This window comes from Mesorhizobium sp. M0152, from assembly GCF_040322415.1.
Classification (GTDB): Bacteria; Pseudomonadota; Alphaproteobacteria; order Rhizobiales; family Rhizobiaceae; genus Mesorhizobium.
Window position 1 is genome coordinate 69,781 of sequence record NZ_JAMYTH010000020.1, and the last position, 23,662, is coordinate 93,442.

The window sequence follows — 23,662 nt, forward strand, 5'->3', positions numbered from 1 at the left end:
CATGACGACGCTTTTCTCAATTGGCGCGCAAGACGGTGAATCCCACAAAGCCGAACAAAACGCATCCGCCGAAATGGATCGAGCCCCAGCTGACGCGCCTGGTCGACGAAGCGCCCGACGGCCCGAACTGGCTTCACGAAATCAAGTACGACGGCTACCGCATGCACGCGCGGATCGACGGCAGCGACATCCGCTTGCTTACCCGCACCGGCCTCGATTGGTCGCATCGCTATCAAGCGACGATAGCGGCCCTGCGCGCGCTCCCGGTGAAAGGAGCGTATGTCGACGGGGAGCTGTGCGCCGTTCGGGCCGACGGTGTCACCTCCTTCAGCCGCCTGCGGGCCGCTATGGACGAGGGCCGCACGGGCGATCTTGCCTTCTTTGCTTTCGATCTTCTGTTCCTGAACGGGGAAAGCATTGCGAAGCTGCCGCTCATCGACCGCAAGGGGCGGCTGGAAGGCCTATCTCAAAGCGGATCGACAGCGCCTATGCATCCGGCAATCGCGGGCTATGGGTCAAGTCAAAGAGCCGGCAGGCGTGCTTGCGGAACGCAGGCCCGTCGCCGATCACGTGATCGCTGAAGCGCAGGCCGGGCATGTCTCAACAGAGAGGAATTCATCGTCGTCGGCTGGACCGATCCGAGGGGAAGCCGCCCGCATATCGGCTCGCTGCTTCTCGGCTATTACACCGATGATGGTCGTCTGATGTACGCGGGCCGCGCCGGCACGGGCATCACGGTTGCAGAGCTCAAGCGATTGGCGGGCCAGCTTGGACCACTTTAAGTAGATCGAATGCCCCTCGACGCCCCACCACCACGTGAGAGCCGGTTCGGCTCGCCGCTTGAGCTGTCGCGCGTCCATTGGGTCAGGCCTGAAATGGTGGTCGAGGTCGCCTATCTCACCTGGACGGAAGACAATCTCCTGCGTCAGGTTTCGTATCAAGGTGAGCGGCAGGCGTCACAACACGCCTCTCTTGAAGCTTCGGTACCGCGCGACAGCATCATCACACTCTGCTGCTCGGGCGATTTCACCGGCACGAAGCGCATGGTCGGTCGGGTCACCGCATCACAGATCGCCTCTACATCTGCGGCATCGTTCTTCTGACGCTTCAGATACGCCTTCACATACTGTGCCGGCAGTAGCGGCACATCATGGCCACGCGCAGTAAGTTCTCTCGCCAATCATGCGAGGAACTGCAGGCTTCGATCCCGACCAGGCATCCCGGTAAACTCTCGAAAAACGCCAGCACGCGCCCACGGGTCAGCTTCCTGCGAACGACAACCTCGCCCGCCGCGCGCACGCCGTGGACTTGAAACACTGCCTTCGAAATATCCAGACCAGGTATCGAACTATGTTGTCTGTCGTTGACCCACTCCCCGCTTCAATCGGCGATTCCGCCCGCGCCTCAGAACCGGCTGGAACGCTCTGCTGGTTGGGGCGACTTTAACCCTTGGCAAGAGCATTCCGGATTGGCCGGAAGTCGCGCTGCGGTCTCCAGCGCAACCCGCGAGGCGGTCATCGAGAGCTTCGGCAATACGTCTTTTTGTAGCAATTCCTGGCGGTTGCGGTCCATATAGTCATTAAAGCCTGCCGTTACGAACGCAAGAGGCACGAAACACGCGCCGATCTCGCGCGACAAGGTAGCCTCAGGCGCAATTGAATGGTTGATCACGTCCGCTCCCATGTTTCGATACGCCAGAGCTTCAGCGGGGGTTGTCAATCGCGGCCCGTAGCAGTGGGCAGCGACCAACTGCTGTTCGATGCCATGGACCCGGCATTCGGCAGGCCAATGGCGCCGGGCGGTCTCGGCCAGCAATGCCGCACATCTTGGACATACGATCTGCTTGCCCGAGCAGTCGAAGCTCTGGCGGCCGGGCAGCAGTGAAAACGGGGTCTGCGATAGTTCGATGATATCGGCGCTCACCACCATGTCTCCGGGCTGGATCGCCTTGTTGACGGCGCCGACGGTCGAGCAGGCGAGGACTTGCCGTACACCCGCGTTCATCAAGACCCAGAACGCACGGCGATGGCAGGAATGGTCGATATGGTCGCGCGGATTGCCGTGCGAATACATGCACAATGCACGTTTCGTTTTACCTTCGGCTGTAATCGACGCATCGAACTCGAGAAGCTTCCAGTGGTCGGAGCGACCGAAAGGCGTTTCAAAACTCATGTCGCGCCGCAAGGTGCGCGCACCCTCGAATTCGATATCTTCCGGGAAGGCAAGCCCCCAGTTTGCCGAGCCGGTGATGATGGCCAACCCTACTTGAGGTATGTCCGTTGATTGATACGCCAGATCGGCGGCTGGGTGATGATGTGTAGGCATGTTTCCAGTCTCGGTCAGGATTTTTGGCGAAGGCTCACAATCAGGACGACGGCCACGACGATGACGGTCCATAATGTCGAGATCGCCGCGATGGTCGGATCGATCTGATCGCGCAGCGACAGGAACATAAGCTTCGGCAGCGTGCTGTTTTGGCCGCTTGCGACGAAGATGGAAATGACGGACTCGTCTAGCGAAGTCAGGAAGGCCATCAATGTCGCCGACAACAGACTGATCTCAAGTTGCGGGACAATAATTCCGCCAATGGCTCTCGCCCAGTTCGCGCCGAGGCTGCGCGCCGCCTGCACCTGGTTCCAGTCAAAGCGGGCCAGAGCGGGCAACAACACAATGCATGCGACCGGAATGGCCAGCACCACATGCCCGACCAGGACACCGAACAGCGTCCCGACCAGACGTTGCGCCGCCAGAACAAAGAAGAGCCCGATCGCCAGAAGGATGCCCGGCACAATGGACGGGGTGAGCAGGATGCCCTGAATGATAATGGCGGCCTTTCCGCCAAGCCGATTTATCGAAATGCAGGCCAGCAGCCCCAGCGGTACGGCGACCACCGCCGTCAATGTCCCAAGGATCAGGCTCGTCCTGAGTGCGGTCATCCATGTCGCCGACCCGAAGAAAGTCTCGTACCAGCGCAACGAGTATGCGCGCGGCGGGAACTCGAGAAGATTGGACGCCGAAAAGGACAGCGGCACGACCACGAGCGTTGGCAACATCAAAAACGCCATCACGAGTACGGAAAAGCCCCACAGGAAAATGCGGAACAGCCTGTTGTCAGGATAGGCCTCAAGCATGGGCCGCACCGTTGCGCGTCAACAGTCGCCGTGCCGCCAGAAACATCATCCCGATCATCGCCATGACAACGAGGAGCAGAATGCCCAGGACGCTCGCCGAACCCCAATCCTGAAAGGTCGACAATGTACGCTCGACCCGGGTAGAGAGAGGATTAACTTTGCCGCCGCCAAGCACCGCCGGCGTGATGAAAAATCCTATGGTGTAGATAAAGACGATCGTCGAACCCGAGAAGATGCCGCCGGCCGAAAGAGGCAGAATGACTGTGCGGATCACTTGCCCGAGAGAGGCTCCCATGCTCGACGACGCGCGAATGAGGTTTGCGTCGATATCGCGCATCGCGGCATAAACGGGCAGCAAAAAGAGCGGCAGCATGTAGTGAACCATGCCGATGAGCGTTCCCGTGAAGTTGTAGACCAGCGGCAATGGCTCCGCTGTCAGACCTGAACCTGTCAAAGCCGCGTTGATCAAGCCATCGCGCCGCAAGAGCACGAGCCAGCCATAGGTTCGCACCAGGATTGAGGTCCATAATGGCAGCATCACGAAGGCCATCAGCAAATTGGCGACCCTTGGTCTGGCGCTGGCCAGAGCGAGCGCCAGCGGGGTGCCGAGAAGAATGCAGATCGCCAGCGTGGCCAAGGATAGCTCAAGGGTTGTGACGAGTGCCGACCATGTCAGCCCGCTCGAAAGCACCTTCTCGTAATTGCTAAAAGTGTATTCGCCTCCCGTGGTCAGGAAGGATTGCCGGATGATCCACAGGATAGGCAATACCGCCGCCAGTCCAACGATGAACAACGCTGGCAGCGAAAGCGACAGGAAGAACCGCCGCTCGCGCAGGGCGTCTGCCGCGAGTGCGGGATCCGCGGTTGCGGTCGCGGTCACGTTTTCGCTTCCGGCAACGGGTGAACTTTCGCTGCTGGCGCATAAGCGGTCACCCGCGCGCCCGTGGCAAGCTCGCCGCAGCCGCTGGCCAGGGCCGCCGGAATGCAGACAAGAACCTCTTGCCCGCCATCCAGCACCAGAGTCAAAAGCCAGTTCTCGCCGCGAAACGCCTTGGCGCGTAGTGTTCCGTCGAGCGCCATCCCATCTCGCCCGGCGTGCCTTGCATCAAGATGGAAGCTTTCCGCGCGGATCATCAAAGTGGCGCCCGAGGCATCGGCGCCGTCGATTCTGCGCACCAGGCCTGGGGCCACAATGTTGGCCTCACCCATGAACTCCGCGACGAAGCGGGTCGATGGGCGATCATAAATCCGCTGCGGCGTGTCGATCTGCTGGATGCGGCCGGAATTCATCACCGCAATCCGGTCTGAAATGATCAGCGCTTCGCGCTGGTCATGCGTCACATAGATCGTGGTGATCCCCAGATCGTCATGCAGACGCCGGATTTCGTACTGCATGGTTTCGCGCAGATTCTTGTCGAGGGCCGACAGCGGCTCGTCCATCAGCATCACGCGAGGCTCGAAGACGATTGCCCGCGCCAGCGCCACCCGCTGGCGCTGACCGCCGGACAATGCGGCAATGTTGCGCTCCGCCAGACCTTCCAGTTTCACGCGGGCCAATGTGTCAAGCGCTCGCCGACGGGCCTCCGCCTTCGGCATCTTTCGCAGCGCCAACGGATATTCGACGTTCGACAGGACGTTCATGTGGGGGAACAGGGCGTAGTTCTGGAACACTATGCCGATGTCCCGCTTGTTGGGGGCCAGGCGAGTAATGTCCCGATCGCCCAACAAGAGTTTGCCGGAATCCGGCCGGACAAAACCGGCCAAAGCCATGAGCAGCGTGGTCTTGCCCGATCCCGATGGCCCTAGCAGCGTGAGGAATTCGCCAGCTTGAATGTGGAGCGAAACATCATCCAGTGCGACGTAGGTCCCGTAAGACTTGCTGACGCTGTCGATGGTGATCGGGAGCGACTTCATCATGTGCTCAAGCCTTAGAGCTGAGACTCAGCGGGCCATCATCTCATCAAAGGCTTTTTGGGCAGCCTCACCGTTCTTGACCCACCAATCTGAATTCGAAAACACCGAAGTGCCAGCATTTTCGGGCGCGGTCGCCAGGGTCTTGAGACGGTCTTCGGGGATAAGGCCACCCTCATAGCCAGCAGGATTGACCGGGCCATAGGCTATGAAGTCGGTCAACTTCGCCACGCGCGCGGGCTGTGTCATCGCCGCGATGAGCTTCATAGCTGCTTCCTTGTTCGGCGCCCCCTTCGGCACCGCAAGACAGTCGGTACCAATGACCGAACCCTTGAACGTGTAGTCGGCCGCGCCTCCATCCGCTTTCACGGTTTGGGCCCGCCCGTTCCAGGTAACGACCAAATCCGCCTCACCATCTTTCAGCAACTGCGCCGACTGCGCTCCCGAAGTCCACCACACCGCGACATTTGGTTTGATTGCTTCAAGCCGCTTGATGGCGCGATCCAGACCCTCCGGCGTGCTGAGAACGGGATAGACGTCCGCCGGTGCTACGCCATCAGAGAGCAGCGCGATCTCAATCGAGTCTTGGGCATTGGCACGCAGCGCACGACGGCCGGGAAATTTGGCAACGTCCCAGAACTCCGCCCATGTCTTCGGCGGGTTCTCGCCATAGGTCTTGGTGTTCCACGACAAGACGGTGCCATAGGAGTCGAACGGATAGCAGTAGTCGGACTTTGCGCCGTCCGGCACGGCCTTTGGGTCGATGATCTTGTAGTCGAGCGGCTCCAGCAGCGATTGTGCGGCGGCCTGCGCTCCTTCCGGTGAACCCAGGTGAATGACGTCGGTCGTGACCGCACCCGAGGTGACCTGCATCTTCAGGGCGGCCAGGCCGTCGCTTAGGGTCTCCTCGCGGACATCATAGCCAAGCTCTTTGGCAGCAGGGGCCCACATGGCCTCCTTCATGGCGTTGCCATAGTCGCCACCCGCGGTCGTGATGGTGACTGATTGGGCATAGACCGGCACGGCCGCCGAGATAGCCAATGCCGTCAAGGAAATGCGTAGCCAGGACATAGGTTCTCCTCCCTAGGATTTGTCAAGATGCGCTTAAAATAGCCGCTTCTTTGTAATCGTAACGTTACGATTGCATCGCGGCGTGCCAGAGTCAAGCTGCTTTAGCGAGAGCTTGGATTGACCGTGAGGTGGAATCCGGTAACGTTGTGACGGTCAGCAAGATCAGCCGGCGCTTTCACAAAATGAGGTCGGGCGAGGTGGCCAATCTAAAACAGATCGCGGCGGAACTTTCCCTTTCGGTGACCACGGTGTCGCGCGCTCTAAAGGATGGGCCGGAAGTTCATCCCGCCACCATCGCTCGCGTCAAAGAGGCGGCGAAGCGGGTCAGCTATGTGCCAAATCATCATGGCCGCGCGCTCAAAACCGGCCGCACGCTGACGATGACGGCCGTATACCCGATGGAGACACAAGACCATCTGTCCGATCTGTTGAAGCTTCCCTTGATCGAAGGCATGACGCTGGCGGCGCGGCAAGCGGGTTATAGTCTGTCCATCTATTCCACCACGCCCGATGACGATCCCGTCGAGAGTGTGCAGCGACAGCTTCAGGCGGGCAGCACAGACGGACTGATTATCACGCGCATGGTCTCGGGCGATCCGCGCGTTAAGCTATTGCTGGATAGAGGCATGCCATTCGTCGCGTTTGGAAGAACTGACCTGGAGACAGCATATCCTTATGTCGACATCGACAATGAACAGATTGCCTACGAGGCGACCCGGCGGCTCATGGACAAGGGCTGCCGACGCATTGCGCTGCAACTTCTCGTTCCGGGGGACCAGGCGAGTGCCATGCGTCTTTCCGGGTACGCACGCGCAATGGCCGAGGCTGGTATTCCGATCGACCAGTCGCTGATCGGTCATGGAATGTTCACCATGGAATCGAGCGCAGCCTGGTTCGATCGCATGCTGGCCTGGCCAGATCAGCCGACGGGCTTGGCATGCGCCAACGAACTGGGCCTTCTGGGGGCATTACACGCTCTTGGCAGAAGAGGTCTCGCGCCAGGCAGTGACATCCACATTGTCACTCGGGACAGCACGCGGCTATCGCGCTTCCTGCCTGCGAAGATCGGCGTTCATTTCGTGGATATGGCGGCGGTTGGACGCAAACTTGTCGAAGTCCTGGAGAGCCGGATCGTCAATCCCCTCGGGCCGGTGGAGACAGTCTTGTTCAAAGGTGAGTTCGACCCCGGCGAATAGTCGGGGCCGACTTTGAAACCTTGTCAAACATGCATCACCCGCGGCATACCGTCGGGCGACCTTGAACAACCATGGGGGCGAGTTCGCTCCTCGCAACCGTTCCCACCTAACCTCGATGTTCCTGCCGGTCACGCTGCTGCGGCTACGCAGCGACCATCAGTGTCGGATCCGTCCGCCTTAGACCGGGCAACTCGATCGAACGACTGCTTCTGGGATCTACGGCCGCCGCTCCCAACGACCCCAATGAGGGCGTGCCGACGGCTCAATTGGGGCCGGCAGCAGACTGGCTGGTATTGTTGGGCAGCCGACGGTGGCGACGACGTAGGGGGCGGTGCCGGAGAGGGGAATCTGTGCTCTCAAACCAGCATCGACTGCTGGGCGAAGATGCCCGCCAGCGCGCCGTGCGATGATGCCGTGGTGACCGAGGCCATGAGGGGGTTGGCGAGGTCGCCGGCGGCGTAGATGCCGGGAATGCTGGTTTCGCGGCGCTCATCGACCTTGAGGGCGATGCCGCCGGGCGTATCGACCGTGGCGAGGCCCAGTGATTCATGCAGGCTTGCGGACGGCTTGTTGCGCGGATGGGCGAACAGGATGTCGGCCGCGACATTGCGGCCGGTCTCGAGATTGACGGTGGCGAGATGGCCCCCGCGATGGGCGATCTCGATGATCCGGCCATCGACGACAGCTATGTTGCGGCGCGCCAGATCGGCCCGGATATCGGGCGGAATGTCGTGACCATCGGCGAAGAGCGTCAACGTGTCGGTCCAATCGTGGAACAGCCTGACATGATTGTGCGACTGCGGGCCGGACCAGACGAGGCCCCAATGCTGGTCGGCGACTTCAAAGCCGTCGCAATAGGGGCAGGGCACGATGGAAGTGCCCCAGCCTTCGGCAAAGCCCGGAACATCAGGCATCTGGTCGGCGACGCCATAGCTCAGGATCAGGCGGCGCGCCGCAAGGCTTTCGCCATCGCCAGTGAGGACGGAGAAATCGTCGATGGCGCCGGAGATGCTGTCGGCCCGGGCATTGACCAGCCTGATCGTGGGATAGCGCGCCAGCTGCTGCCGCGCCTCGGCCAGGATGTCCAGCGGCGGCTTGTGATCGTGGCCGAGCAGACCATGCGAATGACCCGCGAAGCGGTTGCGCGGCAGGCCGGTATTGAGAACGGTGACCTTGCGGCGGGCACGGCCGAGCTGCAAGGCGCCGGCGAGACCGGCAAAGCTGCCGCCGATGATGATGACGTCATCCATGGTGATAGGCTCCGTGTCGTGGATGGAGGGGTAGATTTGGTCTGGCGCGAAAGCCGTGCAGGGAAACTCGGTTTGGAAGACAGGGTAGAAATCCAATCTTGGCTTGCATATTTCTGATACTGAATGGTATCGTAATCCAGGAATAATGATACTGTCAAGGACTGGAATTGTCATGAGCGAAAATAGTCAGGCCCGGCGCGGCCGGCCCGCCAACGAGGCGCTTGGCCAAACGATAGTCGACGCCGCGTGCGAACTCTTTGTGGAATTGGGTTTTCAGGCGACGACATTAGACAAGGTCGCCCAGCGGGCGAAGATATCCAAGCTCAGCATCTATCGGCATTTCGAGAACAAGGAGGCGCTGTTCAGCGCGGCCATCGCGACCGGCTGCCATCAGTTGTTTGCACCACAGGCCCTTCTTGAAGGCGTCGACGGTTCGGCCGAAGATCAGCTCATGGCGGTGGGATCATCCCTGCTTCGCACGCTGTTGAGATCAGACGTCCGCAGTGTCGAAGCCATGGTCATGGCCGACAAGACGAATCAAAAGTCGTTAAGCAAGCTCCATTACGAAGCCGGCCCCGCCCATGTCATCGCCCAAATCGAGGCCCTGTTGCGTCAGTTGCATGCGCAGGCGGTCCTGAACGTGCCCGATCCTCTCCGGTCCGCCCGCTTGTTTGCCGCGCTTTTCAAAGGATCCGATCTCCTGATTATCGCACGCTTCGATGAGGCGCGAGCAGAGGACGACAACGAAATCGAATCCTATTGCCGGTCGGCCGTCGCCATGTTCATCGCCGCCCACGGTGGCAACGACCACGCGGCAGGATAAGATCGACATCATCGGTAGCTCTCACCCCTTCGAGAACGATGCGGTCAGTAATGTAGAGCGCGGTCGTGCAGCCGCCGACGAAGACCAGGCGCGCGCGCGCAACTCCTCGCCGAGTGCCTCGGCGACGGCCTTCAACAATCTTCAACGGACCCCGGACTGTCACCCCAGCCTGTGTACGAGCAGGTCGGCGGCGAGCTTGCTTTCGCGTTGATTGCCGACGCGGATCGCGTCGATGAGGGCCAGATAGGCGTAGAGCCGCCTGTCTTTCTCGCAGGCCTCCGGCACGCTTTTGAACAGCGGGTCGACCGACTGACCCATTTGTTTTGCATGCGCGTAGGGCCAAACGCAGATGAGATTGCCAGCGCTGTGCAGGGATTCACGTAGCACAGGGGCAGCGAACGCCGTCGGCAACCCGCGCTGCATGGCGCCTGGTTTCGCCGGAAAGACGAATTTCACACCGTGGACGATGAACTCGCGCAGATGGCGCCGGCTCGGTTTAGGCCGGTCTGTCTTCCTGTCCTTGATCGCGAGGCCCGCCGCAATGCTGCGCTTGAGCGAAGCGCCGATCTCCGTTTTGCTGATTCCGAGGGCTGCCTCGAGGCCGCGCACAGAATAAGGATGCTCGCCCGCGGCTAGCCCGAGCGGCGTAGATTCGTCACCGATATCCTTTGCGCTGTCCTCCAAGCTCGCCAGCTTGAGCAGAACGACAATATCCTGCCTCTTCATCATGTCCTCTGTCCTCGGACAGAGGACAGCTAATCATCATACACACTGAGTGTCAACGATCACAAATGGGTTGTTCTCGGCGGTGAGTCGACGGTTTCCACAGCAACCGCTCGGCATGCCGCTAGCAACCGCAGTCCTCGAGCCTCGTCCTCAGTCCCGGGACGGTGGACAAGCGCGGGATCGATCCCCCCCACCACACCGGTTAATGCTCCGAGGTGCTGGAGGAGCCCGGTCTCCCAAGCCAGATCAGCATCGCTCCGCCAAGGCGGGCTGCTGCAAACCGCCGACCGACTTGCACGCTCCAAACATCATTGGCGACTCCGCCAGTGAGCCGCTCCAGCCGGCTGGCGTCTTTCCCCCAAATATTTCGAGTGCTTCCCATCGCATTCGCGACACTTTCAAGGCTTCAGGTCAGTTGGGCAATGATACCGTCGACGACACTCGGGACGGTGCCGGCCGTGTCGACATTGATCCCGGCGGGAAGGTATTCGCGGGTCCCATGGTAGCGGAGTACCAACGCACGCTCGTCTGGCTCGAAACCCGGCTCATTTGGCCGTCCATCCAGACGTCGGTTCAGCGTCTCGACATCTATATCGAGCAGGAAAACCTTGTCGAATAGGTGCAGGAACTTATGGAAGTTACGGGAGCCGCCGCAGAAGAAGGTGACTGGGTGGGTGGTGTCGGCGACCAAGGATCGGACTTTGTCGACAGGCCAAATCCAGTGCGCGTAACTCCAGGCGAAGCGGTCCGCGACGCCTTCAGGTGGTCCGGCCAGTGCCTGGCCTGTCTCGGGGTCGCCGACATAGGCCAAGACCCGGTCACCATGGATGACGTGGTAGCCGCGCCGTTCCAGTTCGGTAGCGACAGACGTTTTTCCAGTGCCGGAACCGCCCTCGATCAGATAGTTCTTGATGCCCATGGGCGCCGTTTACCACGGCTTTCAATTCGGCGAGAAGAGACTCTATGTGCGGACGGTTCACCCAACGAATTAGCCTAATCAAAGGCAGCTTTCAGGACTTTGCGGATTTGCTGTGAAGGTCCGAAATGGGGTCGTTTGCCGACCGGCGGCTTTCATGTTGCGGCGGAATCTGATTCAGGTCCGCATGAGCCGATATGACCTGACCGACTTCGAGTGTCGCCTGATCGAGCCGCTTCTCCCCAACAAACCGCGTGGCGTGGCGCGCATGGTTGACCGTCGCGTGTTGAACGGCATCTTCTGGCTGCCGCGATCCGGTGCGCCATGGCGCGATCTGCCAGAGCGCTACGGTCCGCGCACGACCACCTACAATCGCTTCGTGCGCGGGCGAAAGGCCCGCGTGTGGAGCGGCATGATGGATTCCATCGCGGCAGCATACGACGGCAACATTCAAATGGTCGACAGCACATCAATCCGGGCGCACCAACAGGCTGGCCTCCCAATTCGTCAATGCTCGTCTTCCTCGATATGGCCACCCCGCGTCTGGGGCAGACAGGCGTCTAACAGCGCGGCCGGGCGAGGAACAGAGACAAATGCGCGCGGACCTGCTTACCCTGCGGGAGCCCTAGGTCAAAACTCAATCAACTGGCTGCCGCCAATGGCCGGGATGGGTGGAAGCAGTCGTCTAACAGTCTAGTTGATGGTATTTCCATCCCGGAAGATAGCTGCGCCGCGCTGGGCTGCCGCTGAATGCTGGTGATTGATGTCGAATATCTGCTCCGAGTCCCAACTACGGTTGCGCAGCGTCGATGCGCGGAATCTTGGCGAAAGAACAAGAAAACCTGGCTCAATTCCTGAAAGTCTCATCAGAGAAGGCTACACCGAAGCTGAAATTCGCTCTGGTATCAGGGTGGTAACGCCAGAGGAGGGGCTGGAGCACTGGACGCCTGCGAATCCAAAGAGCGTCGCTTTGGCGCTCAACCTGTCGATAGGGTGGGACAATGGGGTTGGGGCTGACAATTTTACCGTCTATAGTAAGGCCTAGACGGAAAGGCCAAGGTAAATAGTGATCTCGGTCTTGCCCAGGCTGGGTTTGAGACGGTCAGGTACCCTGCGGCGGTAACGCCAGCTCCCGCTCGCCATCTCTTGCGCGTATCGCAAAATAATTCCCATGCGGCTCCTCCGTGTACAGCTCTGTGTACAGAAGGGGCCCGCAGCCTACTGGCATCGTTGATTTACTTGGCAAATTGCCAAGGGATTGGTGCCCAGAAGAGGACTCGACCGCCGAGCGGCGGTACGGCGTTTCTGGCCGCTGCTTGTGGCTTTGCGGTGCGTTGTGGCCGCGATAGCCGGCGTCGGCGAGATGCGGCCGATCTCGTTGCCGATGGTCTCTTCCACATCGGGGATGACACTCACCAGTGTGTGACGTCATAGGGATTGCCGGGCAGTGCTTTTGTATGCAGAGCGAATTGGCCGCCCTTGGAGCGCCTCAACTTGCGGATAGTTCACGGCCGACTCTTCAAGCTGAAGCATTTTCCGTCGCGTTGCCACTCGCGATGACAAGTTGGCCGACAACCCTTGGCCGTTGAGAAGAGCCCGCATTCGTCGAGCTTTGTTTCGAAGCGAGATCGTCCCGACTGCCAACGGCGGAAGCTGATCGATGGCTGTCACATGAACCAACTGATGAGCATCCCGAACATGCACATCGCCATGGCGATCGTGGAGGCCCAGCCCAGCCAGCGCAACCACCCCTTGATGGTGAAGTCGCCCATGACCTTCGGCTGCGCCGTCATGACCATCATAACCGTCATGACCGGAACGGCGACGACACCGTTGATAACAGCTGTCCAGTACAGCGCTTTGATAGGATCAATTGGACTGAACGTGATCGCTGCTCCGAGCCCCGTCGCTGCGGCAAGAGTGCTGTAAAACGCCACAGCTTCCTTAGGTCTGCGCGACAATCCCACCGGCCATCGTCTCGCTTCGCCAATGGCGTAAGCCGCCGCGCCGGCCAGGATCGGCACCGCTAGCAACCCAGTACCGACGATGCCGAAAGCGAAGATGGCAAAGGCAAAATCGCCGGCAATCGGCCGCAACGCTTCGGCCGCTTGAGCGGATGTCTCGACGTCGGTGGTGCCGGCTTTATGCAAGGTCGCCGCGGTCGCGAAGATGATCGCCAACGCGATGATATTGGAGAATGCCATGCCTATGAGAGTGTCGCCGCGAATTCGCGAGAACGCGTCGAGCGCCTGACGTGGAGCCCTCAACAACGATTTTCTGTGATGTTTTGCGTGGACCTCTTCAGCCTCCTGTGACGCCTGCCAGAAGAAGAGATAGGGCGAAATCGTCGTGCCGAAGATCGCGAGAAGTGTGGTGAAGAACTCGCTGCTCCAGATGATTCTGGGAACCAGCACGCCACCGAGTGCTTCGCCCCAGGGAACTCGCACGGCGAATACGACCGCGACATACGAGAACAGGCTCAATGTCATCCACTTCAGGATGAGCGCATAGCGATCGTAGTTCACGAAAACGATTCCGACCACGCAAACCGCTGCGAACAGCACGACGTAGAGCACCGCCGGCCCGCCAATCAAAAGCTTCGTCGCATCCGCCATGGCGCTGAGGTCCGCGCCGATGTTGATGGTGTTTGCGATGAACAGAAGAGTTACGATGGATTGCAGAAGCCAATTTGGATAGTGGCGGCACAGATTGCCTGCGATGCCATGTCCGGTCGTCCTTCCGACGCGCGCACTGATTTCCTGAATTGCGACCATCAGAGGATAGGTCAGCAGCATCGTCCATCCGATGCCAAACCCGAGTTGCGCCCCCGCCTGACTATAGGTGCTGATCCCGGATGGATCATCGTCGGACGCGCCCGTGATGAGGCCCGGCCCGAGTCTGCCCAGAATCTTCTTCGCCGCGGGAGCGGCAGAGGAACTCGGCTGGTCTTTCCTGGCGGCCGTCAGTTCATCCATCGTGACCGATCCACAGAGCAAAACCAGCGGCGCCGATGGCCGCCAACACCTGCCCGACGACGATCAAGGGAACCGTACGGCCAAAGTGCCTCTGAAGCAGACGTGACACGACGGTGGCGCCTAAAGAGATCGCCAAAAGAACACCTGCCGTCTGCGTCCTGCGGAACATGACGTTGTCCGGCTGAGAGTGCATCCATAACTTCTTAGAAGGATTAAGGTTCCTGGATGTGCTTATCCCACTGGGAAGGCACAACTTTCGTTGCCCACAACCGCTCGCGAAGATCCTTGGAAAGAGGTCGGGTCATCAGATGCTGGCCTCAATCCCCTTCGATTCCGCCAACCGCTCTAACACTGCTGGCAGTCCGGGTGGTCTTATTTGGCGGTCGAAAACTCAAAACGATCGAAACGGAAGACTGCCGTATACTCATTGGGTCGCTCCGGCGTCCCGGCAGGATTGCGGAAGATCGCGCCGCAGGTTGTCTGATCTTTCGGAATGGCGTCGCACAGGAAGTTCTGCTGCACCCAACTGGTTCCTTTATCTATCCATGCGCCTCCCCCGCGCAGGTCACGACTGAGCATGAGCGACCTGATCTCCGAACCGGTAAGCCGGTCCTTCGCATCCCGATCGACCTCTTCCGGTAACTCCGGCAAACCGGCCTTGTCCAGGCCGTCCAGCAGACGCCCGACGTCAGCCGGGTTCTTGAACACAAAATACCTTTGCGTGACCAACTGATTTGCCCCTCCATCCTTTCGTTCCAACATGACGTTCCTTAGCCTGTCACTATAGGCCGCGACCTGGTCACTGCGCCCGAGATGTGCGTAGGCCGAAACCAACACCTGCAGGCCATAGAATTTCGGCCATGGATCAGGCGATTGGAGATCGATCCTTTCGAGGTAGTCGACAGCTTCCTCGAAACGACCCTGGCCAAATGCAGCCAGCCCAGCCTGGTAGCGCCGATGGTCATTGTCGCCTGGGTCGACACGGTTGGCCGCGACGAGATAGTCGCGCGCCTCGTTCGGCCTGCCATTGAAATTCAGGGCCTCTGCCAGCCCGACGTAGTTCAGGGGATCGCTCGGGTCGAGCGCCACTGCCTTGAACATAACCGCGACTGCCTCGTCGGACCGATGCTCGCGAACCAGCAAACTGGCGACGAGCTGATAGTAGGACGGCGAAGGATGCTTGGCCGCCTCGCCCAGGTACTTGTAGGCGTTATACAGCGCACCGATGTCCGAAACGGTTAAAGCTTTGATCCGCGGCCCGTCCATGTCCCAATAGGCCCTTGCGAGCGAGGCTGCCGCTGCGCCGAAATCCGGATCGAGTTCCAGCGCCTGCTGGAAAAACCTCACCGCCTGCGCAAACTCGTCTGGAGTATTGCGACGATTGTAGATTTCCATGCCCTGGAGGTAAGCTTCGTAGGCTGCAGGATTGCGCGTGCCGCCCGCGACATCTGCCTTGCCTTGGACGCTCACGAGACGGAGCTTGAGCGCGCCTGCGATGCTGACTACGACCTTGTCCTGCAGCGCAAATACATCCCTCCACTGGCCGTCGAAACGTTCTGCCCAGAGATGACCGGTGGTCGAGCCGTCGATCAATTGCGCGTTGATACGCATGTCGTCGCCGACCCGGCGTATCGAGCCCTCCAGAATGTACCGGACACCAAGCGCTGCGGCGACCTCAGCGGGTTTGGTCTCCTTGTGCTTGTAGGTGGAAGCCGCGTTTCGCGATACGACGAACAGGCCGGGCACGCGTGCAAGTTCTGTGGTCAGGTCCTCGGTAAAACCGTCAGCCAGATAACCTTGCGCCTTGTCGTCGCTGAGATTGTCAAACGGAAGCACGACGAGGGATGGCCGGGTGTCGGCTTTCGTATTGGCTGTCAGAGCGGCGGGCCGAAGCGGTGGCTCCCACGGCCGCCACCACGCTGCTGCAAGGCCGACTGCGACGACAAGGACCCCAATAGAGACGGCCAGATTACGCCTGAAACGTGGGTGTCGATTTACAGCCATGGGCTTTGCCGCCACCGCGGGATCGAGCAGCACCCGATACGCCTGCACCGGTTCGGCGATGTTCTTCAGCTTCTGTTGGCCCATCGGCTCAAAGCCGAAAGACAATTTCTTCTCAACCTCTTTTGCGACCTTTGCCGAGACACAGATGCCGCCAGGTTCCGCTAATTGTTGGAGTCTGGCAGCGACGTTGACGCCCTCGCCATATCGGTCCTCGCCCTCCACAATCACCTCGCCGAGATTGATCCCGATCCTGACGCGAATCCGATGATCCTCGGAAACGGCGGCGTTGCATTCCGCCAGGGTGTGCTGCAACGACACGGCACATTCGACCGCGTCCACGACGCTGCCGAATTCGGCCAGCAGTCCATCGCCCATCAGCTTGAAGATGCGGCCGTGCTGGCGGGCAATCTCAGGCTCAAACAGTTCCTTGCGTCGAGCACGAAGGCGCTCGAACGTGCCGGCCTCATCGCGTTCCATCTGAGCGGAATAGCCCACAACATCGGCGGCGAGAATGGCGGAAAGCTTACGGTCCATCGATCTGGCCTGTCTTCCGTGGAGTATAGACCTGGTCTCATCTAAATGAAACGACCGACCTCTCCAGCGTCCGTCGCCGGTGTCTCGGGATCATCCTCAAAGCTATGGGATGCATAAGCTCTTCTCCAAGTACCGTCGTGAGGGGATACGCGGTTGCGAATGGTCCCTCGGTGGCCTGGTGTCCGCTGCGGCCCAGGTTCTGAAGTGACAATACCCCGACCGGGGTTGGGCCGGAGAACGAACCTGCTGCGCGGGATGGGCGCTCGCGGGTCAGATAGAGATCACGAACCGGATGTCGCGCTCGCGCTGAGCGTCGTTCGGCTGGAGTAGCATGGCGGACTTCTTGAACAAGGAGCCTGACCATGCACCATCCTATTCTCGATGCACGGATCAGCCCGCTGAGCCAGCGGCTGATCGACGACATGAAGATCCCCGCGGTATCGGACGCCTGGCGACATTTCCTCGGGCGTTCAACAAACACAGCGACCCCCGACGACCTACGTCGGTTCCAGATCGTCCAGCAGGAAGACGGCGTTCCCGTGCCCACGATGAACAGCATCGTGTCGGCGCTACGCTCTTCTTCACCCAAACGCTCGACCGCCCGGACCTGGCGCGCCGGCTCGTCCGGCTGTCGCATCCGCGCAACCTGCCCGTGGTGCTCAGTCGCGACGAGGTCGCCCGGCTGCTCAACGCCACCACCTGCCTTAAGCACCAGGCCGCGCTCTCGGGTGCCTATGGCGCGGGCCTGCGCGTCGCCGAGGTGTCGATGCTGAAGGTCGCAGATGTTGACAGCGAACGCATGCTGCTGCGCGTCGTACGTGGCAAAGGCGGGCGATATCGCAACGCCATGCTCTCGGAGGACCTGCTCACTCTCCTTCGGCAATGGTGGAGGGTCGGGGCGGCAGCAGGGATGCATCGCGACGGCTGGTTGTTTCCCGGGCAGCACGCGATGAAGCCGATCAGCACGCGGCAGCTCTATCGCATAGTCATCGAGGCGGCGCAGGCGGCCGACTCGCCAAGCGGGTGGCGCCGCACACGCTGCGCTTTCCTGAAGAAGCGCTTAGCCGACAGGAGGTCACGATGCTCGCTGAACCAGAATGCCGACCATGTCGCCGACACTGTCGATAGCGCGGCAGAGAGATACATCCTTCACCGAACCTTGATGTAGGTTTCGTCGACATGCCAGTTGCCGGTGACGGCACGCTTGCGGCGGTTGAAGCGCTCCAGCAACCGCGGTGCGAAATGAATGACCCAGCGATGGATCGTCGAATGATGGACGCCGATGCCGCGTTCGGCCATCATTTCTTTCAAGTCGCGCAGGCTCAGATTATAGGCTAGATACCAGCGCATAAAAGATGACGGACTGGTCGAACTGACGTCCTTTCCTTTCCGAAAATTGATGCAGGGTTCCTCCCGCGCGACCAGTTACCAAAACTTTGCAACACAGCCGACTGTGCTCAGCCACCACCGCGTGTCGCGAAATCCACCTATCGAACCGCGATCGAACACCCTCTATGTTCGTGGGTGGAGACCCTCAATGGCATTTCGATTCGTACATACGGCCGATATTCATCTCGACTCGCCGCTGCGTTCACTGGCGCTGCGAAACCGCGAGCTTGCCGAGCTCGTCGGTGACGCCAGCCGCCAGGCATTCGTCTCTACTGTCGATCTGTGCCTGGCAGAGCATGTCGATGCGCTGGTCATTGCCGGCGATCTCTACGACGGCGACCAGACGTCGATGAAGACGGCGCGGTTCCTGGCGGCGCAGATGATGCGCCTGCACCAGGCCGGCATCAGGGTTTTCAAGATCCGTGGCAATCATGACGCCCTGTCGCGGATATCGAAACAGCTGGTGTTTCCGGACACGGTCACGATCTTCGGCGGCCGTGCCCAGTCGGTGCTCCAGACAGCCGGTGGGCTGGACGTCATGTTCCATGGCTTGAGCTTCGCCAGCCCCAAGGCGCCGGACAGCCTGCTGCCAAAATATCCGGCCGCACGCGAAGGGGCGGCCAATGTCGGCATCATGCACACCAGTCTGGCCGGATCGCCGGGCCATGATGTCTACGCCCCCTGCAGCGTCGTCGACCTGCACGGCCATGGTTTTGATTACTGGGCGCTCGGGCACATCCATGTCCGCCAGGTCCCTCCTGGAGCAAACACGGTGGTGATGCCGGGCATCCCGCAGGGCAGGGACATCAACGAGGCCGGCGAGAAATCCGTCACCCTGGTGACGGTACGAGACGACCGCTCCGTCGAGATCGAGGAAAGGCTGACCAGCGTCGCGCAATTCGAGCGGGCGCGCGTCGACCTGACCGGGACGGCGGAATGGTCCGACGTCGTCGGACGCTTCCGCTCGGCGCTCGAAGAAACCCGGGCCTCCGTCAGGTCGCGCCACGCCGTGGTGCGCCTTGCCCTGACCGGAGCGTCGCCTCTGTCGTGGGCGCTGATCCGCGACCGGGACCTGCTGTTGGCCGAAGCAGAGCAGGCTGCGGAACAGGTGGGGGACACGTGGGTGGAAAAACTCGAGCTTGACCTTGCTGCGCCGAGGACGGAAGCAGCTGAGGGCGCCGCGGACCCGATCCTTGAACTCGCTCAATCCATGCGCGCCGACGCCGGCTCGGAAGCTTTTCGTGCCGAGGCGAGGGCGCTTGTCCAGAAGATGATCGCGGACCTTCCCGCCGACGGGCGAGACTTTGCCGGAAGAGACGAGGCTGGGCTGAACCTGTTCCTCGACAGGGTGCTTGCCAGCGGTGCCGACCTGGTCACAGCCCGCCTCAAGGCAGGCGGTGCGCCATGAGGCTCCGGCGCCTTGACCTCATCCGCTACGGAAAATTCACCGAAAGGATGATCGACTTCGGGCCCAAGCCAGAGTCAGGACCCGACCTGCACATCGTGTTCGGCCTGAATGAGGCCGGCAAGTCGACAGCGCTTTCCGGCTACCTGGACCTTCTGTTCGGCATCGAGGAGCGCAGCCGCTACAATTTCCTGCACGAATACGGCGCCATGCGTATCGGCGGGGTGCTCGAATTCGACGGGGCGGAGCACACGTTCACGCGCACGAAACAGCGCAGCAACTCGCTCTTGAACGCTATGGGCCAACCGGTGAGCGAGGTGGCTGTAACCGCCCATCTCGCCGGCCTGTCCCGAGACGCGTACGCGACCATGTTCTCGCTGGACGACGAGACGCTGGAAGCGGGCGGCAAGTCGATCCTGGAGTCGCGTGGCGACCTGGGCAAGCTGCTGTTCACCGCCAGCGCCGGTCTTGGGCATGCGAGTGACACGTTGAGCGCGCTCGAGGCCGAGGCGGACGCGCTCTATCGCAAGCAGGCGCACGGAACCGAGCTTGCGTTGCTCAAGAAGCGTCTGGCCGACCTCAAGTCGCGCCGGGATCAGATCGATACCTTGGCCTCGACCTACGAAGGCCTTGAAGCCGAACGCCTGGACGCGGCGGAAAAATACGACCGCAATATCACCGAACGTTCGGTCCTGTCTGCCAGGCTGGATGCCATTGCCAGGTACCTCCGTGCAGGCCCGGTCCTTGCGGATATCCGGCGCAGGGCAACCCGGCTGGCCGAACTGCCGGACACGGCCTCACCGCCGCGGACCTGGACGGGCAGCGTCGCCGGACTGATCGATGACGACGCCAGCCTGAGAACACGGTCGGCCGGCAACACCGACGAGGTCGAGCGCTTGACGACGAAAATCGCCTCCGTCGATGTAGACGAAGTGATCCTTGCGATTTCCGAGCGCGTTCGTGGTCTGGCGCAAGGCAAACTGCGCTATGGCTCGGCAGGCCTTGACCTGCCCAATCGCAGGACGGACTTGCAAATCCTCAACAACACCGTGGCAAGCTGCCTTGCCGCGTTGGGACGGTCTTCAGAGCCTGATCCCGCCGTGCTGCTTTTGCCTGCAGTCACTGTCGGCGTTGTCCGCACCATGGTTGACCAGCGATCCGGGATAGCGACCGGCCTGCGCGTCGCCCGCGACGAAGCCGCAGCGGCGCTTGATGCGCTCCAGACGGCACGCGAGCGGGTCGGCGAGGAAAGGGCGGTGCCCGAGCCGGCCAGGGCAAGGCTGGGCGCGGCCTTGTCGAAGGCGAGGGCGAGCGGGCACCTCGGCGAGATCAAGGCGGCACGTGAGGCGGACGATGCGGGCGCGGTGCGATGGAAGGCCGCACTCGGCCACTTGCACCCATGGTCCGGCGACGCAGCGGCGTTGAGCAGGATTTCCGTACCGAGCGCCGGGCAGATCAGCGCCTGGAAGGCGCTGTCGACCGAACTAGGCAGGAAGAGAGCCATACTGTCCGAACGCCTTGCCGAGTACGAGGGCAATCAAGAGTTGCTCGCGGCGCGTCTCGGCGCGCTTCGCGCATCGGTCGATGTCGTCGACGATGAGGCGGCGGCCGCGATCCGGCGATCGCGAGATGAGGCCTGGGCACGCCATCGCGGTGTGCTTACCGGCGAAACCGCTGATGATTTCGCCGCGACGTTGGCGCGCGACGACAGTGCCGGCGCCGGCCGACTGGCCAACGCGTCGGAGCTTGCCGAAATCCGCGCTACGACGCGCGAGCTCGCCGAAGCCTCGGCCGACATCACACGCCTGCGCGAGCAATATGCACAGGTCGACATAGATGTGGACGTCGCCCTGTCGGACCTGCGCGCGGCGGCATGGGATCCGCTTGGAGAATGTCGGGAATTGTCGCTGGAGCGCCTGATCGAACGCATCGAGGACCGCATTTCTGGCCGCGCCGATGCGCTTGCAGCCTGGGAGGAGATCGAGCTTGCCCGCAAGAAGGCCGGGCGGGCGGCCGATGAGGGGGAGCGAATACGACTGGAGGTGAGCGGAGCGCTGGAGAGCGTCGGCATCGGCGTGGACCCCGGCGACTGCCTGGAGACGATCATGGCCGGCGCGGAGCTGTTCCTCGACCGGCAGCGCAAGGTGGACGCCCAGCATGCCGAGGCGCTCAAGACAGTGGGCGCCAAGGAGGAAGAGCTGGCCACCAGGCGACGAGCCGTGGACGTGGCGGAGCGGCGCGAGGAAGAATGGTTGGCTGGCATTGCCGAAGCGCTCAAGGGGACCTGGCTCGAGAACGGGCTTTCGGCATCCGGCGTCGGCATGGTCCTCGACCAATTGGCTGAGCTGTCCAGAAACCTCCAGGAGCGCGACGCCATGCAGCTCCGCATCGAGAAGATGCAGACCGACAGGGACAACTTTATTGTCGAGCTCACCGCCGTTGCCGCCGAAGCGGACGAGTCGGCGGACGGTGAACCGGAACAGTTGGCGGTCCGGCTTGCCGAGCGCCTGGAGCGTGCCGATCGTACGCGCGAGATGAGGGCGAACCTCGTGAACGATCTGCAGCGCCTGCGGGATGCCCGCGAGGTTCTCGATGCTGAGATGTCGGCACATGAGCGTCGCAGGAACGACGTCCTGGGTGTCTTCGGTGTTGCCACCTTGTCCGACGTCGTGGAACGCGACGAGCTGCTGCGCGACAGGGATCGCCTGCGCACTGCGGTCGCCGAACTCGAGGAGCAGGTGGCGGCCGAGCTCGCGGTGGACGGGTTCGAAAAAGCGCGTTCTATCCTGGATGCTCTCGATTTCGCCAGCCTGGCGATCGAGAAGGCTGATGGCGAGCAGCGGCTGCGCGATCTTGACGAAGCAATACAGCAACAGCTGATCCGACAGACGCGCGCTGCAGACAAGATGGACGCCATTGGCGGCGACAGTGCTGTTGCCCGCATCGACGCCGAAAGGCGCACCGTCCTTCTGGACATCGAGGAAAAGGCCGTCCGCTACATCGAGCTGAAACTGGGTGTGATGTCGGCCAGCAATGCCCTGCGCGTCTACCGCGAGCGTCATCGCTCCGGCATGATGGCACGGGCATCCGACGCATTCGCATTGATGACGCGCGGCCAGTACTCGGGGCTGACAACCCAACCGGTGAAGGGTGGGGAAGTGCTCATCGCGTTGCAGCGCGACGGACAGTCGAAGGTCGCCGATGCGCTGTCAAAGGGCGCTCGCTTCCAGCTCTACCTGGCGCTGAGGCTTGCCGGATACTATGAATTCGCGCAGTTCCGGCCCTCCGTACCGTTTGTTGCGGATGACATCATGGAAACCTTCGACCATGTGCGCTCGGAGGAGGTTTTCAGGTTGTTTGGCGAGATGGCAAGTGCTGGTCAGGTGATCTACCTCACCCATCACCGGCACCTGTGCGAGATCGCCAGGACGGTTGTGCCGGGCGTCGCGATCCACGAGGTTGGATAGATCCGCAGGGAACTGGCTGCGCCGGGATGAGCGGCGCAGCCATTCCAACCCGCCATGCCTCGCCGGCATGCCTCAGCGATTGCCGACGAAGCCATTTTGCGCGCGGTTGATGACGGCTTCGCTGGGCAGGTCGCATTCCTGGCCGATCTCGTGCGCTTTCCTTCCAGCGTGGCGAGGAGCACGCCGCGCCTTCACCAAGCCGGGATTGAGGTCTCCCGCCGCAGGAGGCAAGTGAGATGGGTATGGCGTGAGCGCGGAAGGCGGCCCGAAGCACGGCACTGGCCTTCTCCGGAAATCGCTTGCTAGTAGCGGCGCCACGTCCCGCCGATCAATTTGAGACGGCAAGTGAGAGCGGCAACCGCCGAGCTTTTGAGCCAAAAGGAAGTCGGCGGCCCATCTTTCGATGAGCATTGCCTGAACCCGCCGACCTGCGGATTGCCAGTGGCCCCGCGATTCGCAGCTTTGCCGGAACGGAGGCATGCCGTCTAGCAATGTAGGCGTGTAACGTTTCAAGGACGGAAATTTTCAGGACTTCTGCGTCAAACCTCTCGGCCATCGCTCGCGCAATCTGTGCTGCCTATGAAGTTGCGCAGCACAGGGTGATCTAAGTTGCAGGGTTGGCGCTGCAGGCGTCATGTCCCTCGGCCAGGAAACAGGCGCCAGCGCTCAACAAAGCAGCCGGGACGGTTTTCCGGATTCATTCCCGCCATCGACGATTTGCTCACCAGCCTCGCCACTCCGCGGTGCACTCCTGAGAGTCCAACTTTCGCTCCGCCGCGCCGAAGATCACAGAATGCGAGTGAAAGCCTGACGCTTGGTATCCGATGCGTAGCGCAGCTCAGTGTGGAAAATGTTCGCATCCGG

At 61.2% G+C, this 23,662-nt stretch carries 16 protein-coding genes and 7 pseudogenes; 8 read left to right on the forward strand and 15 right to left on the reverse strand.

Annotated features, from left to right (window positions below):
* Positions 1–20: 20 nt before the first annotated feature.
* Both NKJ26_RS20285 and NKJ26_RS20290 read left to right on the forward strand, forming a co-directional pair.
* On the forward strand, positions 21–581 hold the full coding sequence (locus tag NKJ26_RS20285) for an ATP-dependent DNA ligase (protein WP_352696688.1): 561 nt from the start codon (positions 21–23) through the stop codon (positions 579–581).
* Between the two features lie 78 nt (positions 582–659).
* Positions 660–1,103, forward strand: a pseudogene (locus NKJ26_RS20290) (ATP dependent DNA ligase).
* Here the strand turns inward: NKJ26_RS20290 and NKJ26_RS20295 are convergent.
* The 6 genes and pseudogenes from NKJ26_RS20295 to NKJ26_RS20320 form a co-directional block, all read right to left on the reverse strand.
* Positions 989–1,344 (reverse strand): annotated as a pseudogene (locus tag NKJ26_RS20295) (IS110 family transposase); the annotation flags it as partial. The pseudogenes NKJ26_RS20290 and NKJ26_RS20295 sit on opposite strands and share 115 nt — an antisense overlap.
* A gap of 60 nt (positions 1,345–1,404) precedes the next feature.
* A complete protein-coding gene (locus tag NKJ26_RS20300) occupies positions 1,405–2,325 on the reverse strand; it encodes a phosphorylase family protein (RefSeq protein ID WP_352606215.1) in 921 nt (306 codons plus the stop codon).
* Between the two features lie 14 nt (positions 2,326–2,339).
* Positions 2,340–3,131: an ABC transporter permease gene (locus NKJ26_RS20305; protein WP_352696689.1), complete on the reverse strand. Its 792-nt coding sequence runs from the start codon at positions 3,129–3,131 to the stop codon at positions 2,340–2,342.
* Positions 3,124–4,011 carry an ABC transporter permease gene (locus NKJ26_RS20310; RefSeq protein ID WP_352696690.1) on the reverse strand — a complete coding sequence of 296 codons (888 nt, stop codon included), beginning with the start codon at positions 4,009–4,011 and terminating at the stop codon, positions 3,124–3,126. Before NKJ26_RS20310 ends, NKJ26_RS20305 begins: the two co-directional genes overlap by 8 nt.
* Positions 4,008–5,045 (reverse strand): ABC transporter ATP-binding protein, encoded by a 1,038-nt coding sequence (locus tag NKJ26_RS20315; protein WP_352606229.1) that lies wholly within the window; start codon positions 5,043–5,045, stop codon positions 4,008–4,010. Before NKJ26_RS20315 ends, NKJ26_RS20310 begins: the two co-directional genes overlap by 4 nt.
* A gap of 27 nt (positions 5,046–5,072) precedes the next feature.
* A complete protein-coding gene (locus NKJ26_RS20320) occupies positions 5,073–6,113 on the reverse strand; it encodes an ABC transporter substrate-binding protein (protein WP_352696691.1) in 1,041 nt (346 codons plus the stop codon).
* 128 nt (positions 6,114–6,241) lie between these two features.
* Here NKJ26_RS20320 and NKJ26_RS20325 point away from each other — a divergent pair, with 128 nt between their 5' ends.
* Entirely contained in the window at positions 6,242–7,309 is a 1,068-nt protein-coding gene (locus tag NKJ26_RS20325) for a LacI family DNA-binding transcriptional regulator (RefSeq protein ID WP_352696692.1), read from the forward strand.
* 356 nt (positions 7,310–7,665) lie between these two features.
* Here the strand turns inward: NKJ26_RS20325 and NKJ26_RS20330 are convergent, their stop codons facing one another.
* A complete protein-coding gene (locus tag NKJ26_RS20330; protein WP_352696693.1) occupies positions 7,666–8,559 on the reverse strand; it encodes an NAD(P)/FAD-dependent oxidoreductase in 894 nt (297 codons plus the stop codon).
* Positions 8,560–8,731: 172 nt separating this feature from the next.
* On the opposite strand from NKJ26_RS20330, the gene NKJ26_RS20335 reads away from it, so the two are divergent.
* Positions 8,732–9,382 (forward strand): TetR/AcrR family transcriptional regulator, encoded by a 651-nt coding sequence (locus tag NKJ26_RS20335; RefSeq protein WP_352696694.1) that lies wholly within the window; start codon positions 8,732–8,734, stop codon positions 9,380–9,382.
* Between the two features lie 159 nt (positions 9,383–9,541).
* Here the strand turns inward: NKJ26_RS20335 and NKJ26_RS20340 are convergent, their stop codons facing one another.
* The 3 genes and pseudogenes from NKJ26_RS20340 to NKJ26_RS20350 all read right to left on the reverse strand — a co-directional run bounded on the left by NKJ26_RS20340 (position 9,542) and on the right by NKJ26_RS20350 (position 11,027).
* Positions 9,542–10,111: a hypothetical protein gene (locus tag NKJ26_RS20340; RefSeq protein ID WP_352696695.1), complete on the reverse strand. Its 570-nt coding sequence runs from the start codon at positions 10,109–10,111 to the stop codon at positions 9,542–9,544.
* Between the two features lie 209 nt (positions 10,112–10,320).
* A pseudogene (locus tag NKJ26_RS20345) lies at positions 10,321–10,495 on the reverse strand (aminoglycoside phosphotransferase); the annotation flags it as partial.
* A gap of 19 nt (positions 10,496–10,514) precedes the next feature.
* Complete coding sequence (locus tag NKJ26_RS20350; protein WP_352696696.1) at positions 10,515–11,027, reverse strand: nucleoside/nucleotide kinase family protein; 513 nt, start codon at positions 11,025–11,027, stop codon at positions 10,515–10,517.
* Between the two features lie 184 nt (positions 11,028–11,211).
* On the opposite strand from NKJ26_RS20350, the pseudogene NKJ26_RS20355 reads away from it, so the two are divergent.
* Positions 11,212–11,517: pseudogene (locus NKJ26_RS20355) on the forward strand (transposase); the annotation flags it as partial.
* Positions 11,518–12,285: 768 nt separating this feature from the next.
* On the opposite strand, the pseudogene NKJ26_RS20360 reads toward NKJ26_RS20355, so the two are convergent.
* The 4 genes and pseudogenes from NKJ26_RS20360 to NKJ26_RS20375 form a co-directional block, all read right to left on the reverse strand.
* A pseudogene (locus tag NKJ26_RS20360) lies at positions 12,286–12,517 on the reverse strand (IS5/IS1182 family transposase); the annotation flags it as partial.
* Between the two features lie 174 nt (positions 12,518–12,691).
* Positions 12,692–13,999 (reverse strand): NRAMP family divalent metal transporter, encoded by a 1,308-nt coding sequence (locus NKJ26_RS20365; RefSeq protein ID WP_352605662.1) that lies wholly within the window; start codon positions 13,997–13,999, stop codon positions 12,692–12,694.
* Entirely contained in the window at positions 13,992–14,168 is a 177-nt protein-coding gene (locus NKJ26_RS20370) for a hypothetical protein (protein WP_352605664.1), read from the reverse strand. Before NKJ26_RS20370 ends, NKJ26_RS20365 begins: the two co-directional genes overlap by 8 nt.
* 203 nt (positions 14,169–14,371) lie before the next feature.
* Positions 14,372–16,537, reverse strand: a complete 2,166-nt coding sequence (locus NKJ26_RS20375; RefSeq protein WP_352696697.1) for an adenylate/guanylate cyclase domain-containing protein — start codon at positions 16,535–16,537, stop codon at positions 14,372–14,374.
* 331 nt (positions 16,538–16,868) lie between these two features.
* Between NKJ26_RS20375 and NKJ26_RS20380 the strand changes: the two are divergent.
* Positions 16,869–17,492 (forward strand): annotated as a pseudogene (locus NKJ26_RS20380) (tyrosine-type recombinase/integrase); the annotation flags it as partial.
* Between the two features lie 23 nt (positions 17,493–17,515).
* Here the strand turns inward: NKJ26_RS20380 and NKJ26_RS20385 are convergent.
* Positions 17,516–17,942: pseudogene (locus NKJ26_RS20385) on the reverse strand (IS6 family transposase); the annotation flags it as partial.
* Between the two features lie 132 nt (positions 17,943–18,074).
* Here NKJ26_RS20385 and NKJ26_RS20390 point away from each other — a divergent pair.
* Positions 18,075–19,334, forward strand: a complete 1,260-nt coding sequence (locus NKJ26_RS20390; RefSeq protein ID WP_352696698.1) for a metallophosphoesterase family protein — start codon at positions 18,075–18,077, stop codon at positions 19,332–19,334.
* Complete coding sequence (locus tag NKJ26_RS20395; protein ID WP_352696699.1) at positions 19,331–22,798, forward strand: AAA family ATPase; 3,468 nt, start codon at positions 19,331–19,333, stop codon at positions 22,796–22,798. The genes NKJ26_RS20390 and NKJ26_RS20395 overlap by 4 nt, the downstream gene beginning before the upstream one ends.
* The last annotated feature ends 864 nt before the right edge of the window (positions 22,799–23,662 follow it).

What these genes read in the sequence shown, in the direction of transcription:
- NKJ26_RS20320 (WP_352696691.1), bottom strand. Translation starts at nt 6,113, where the DNA reads ATGTCCTGGCTACGCATTTCCTTGACGGCATTGGCTATCTCGGCGGCC.
- NKJ26_RS20375 (WP_352696697.1), bottom strand. Translation starts at nt 16,537, where the DNA reads ATGGACCGTAAGCTTTCCGCCATTCTCGCCGCCGATGTTGTGGGCTAT.
- NKJ26_RS20395 (WP_352696699.1), top strand. Translation starts at nt 19,331, where the DNA reads ATGAGGCTCCGGCGCCTTGACCTCATCCGCTACGGAAAATTCACCGAA.
- NKJ26_RS20315 (WP_352606229.1), bottom strand. Translation starts at nt 5,045, where the DNA reads ATGAAGTCGCTCCCGATCACCATCGACAGCGTCAGCAAGTCTTACGGG.
- NKJ26_RS20340 (WP_352696695.1), bottom strand. Translation starts at nt 10,111, where the DNA reads ATGATGAAGAGGCAGGATATTGTCGTTCTGCTCAAGCTGGCGAGCTTG.
- NKJ26_RS20390 (WP_352696698.1), top strand. Translation starts at nt 18,075, where the DNA reads ATGGCATTTCGATTCGTACATACGGCCGATATTCATCTCGACTCGCCG.
- NKJ26_RS20365 (WP_352605662.1), bottom strand. Translation starts at nt 13,999, where the DNA reads ATGGATGAACTGACGGCCGCCAGGAAAGACCAGCCGAGTTCCTCTGCC.
- NKJ26_RS20335 (WP_352696694.1), top strand. Translation starts at nt 8,732, where the DNA reads ATGAGCGAAAATAGTCAGGCCCGGCGCGGCCGGCCCGCCAACGAGGCG.
- NKJ26_RS20300 (WP_352606215.1), bottom strand. Translation starts at nt 2,325, where the DNA reads ATGCCTACACATCATCACCCAGCCGCCGATCTGGCGTATCAATCAACG.
- NKJ26_RS20350 (WP_352696696.1), bottom strand. Translation starts at nt 11,027, where the DNA reads ATGGGCATCAAGAACTATCTGATCGAGGGCGGTTCCGGCACTGGAAAA.
- NKJ26_RS20305 (WP_352696689.1), bottom strand. Translation starts at nt 3,131, where the DNA reads ATGCTTGAGGCCTATCCTGACAACAGGCTGTTCCGCATTTTCCTGTGG.
- NKJ26_RS20370 (WP_352605664.1), bottom strand. Translation starts at nt 14,168, where the DNA reads ATGTTCCGCAGGACGCAGACGGCAGGTGTTCTTTTGGCGATCTCTTTA.
- NKJ26_RS20330 (WP_352696693.1), bottom strand. Translation starts at nt 8,559, where the DNA reads ATGGATGACGTCATCATCATCGGCGGCAGCTTTGCCGGTCTCGCCGGC.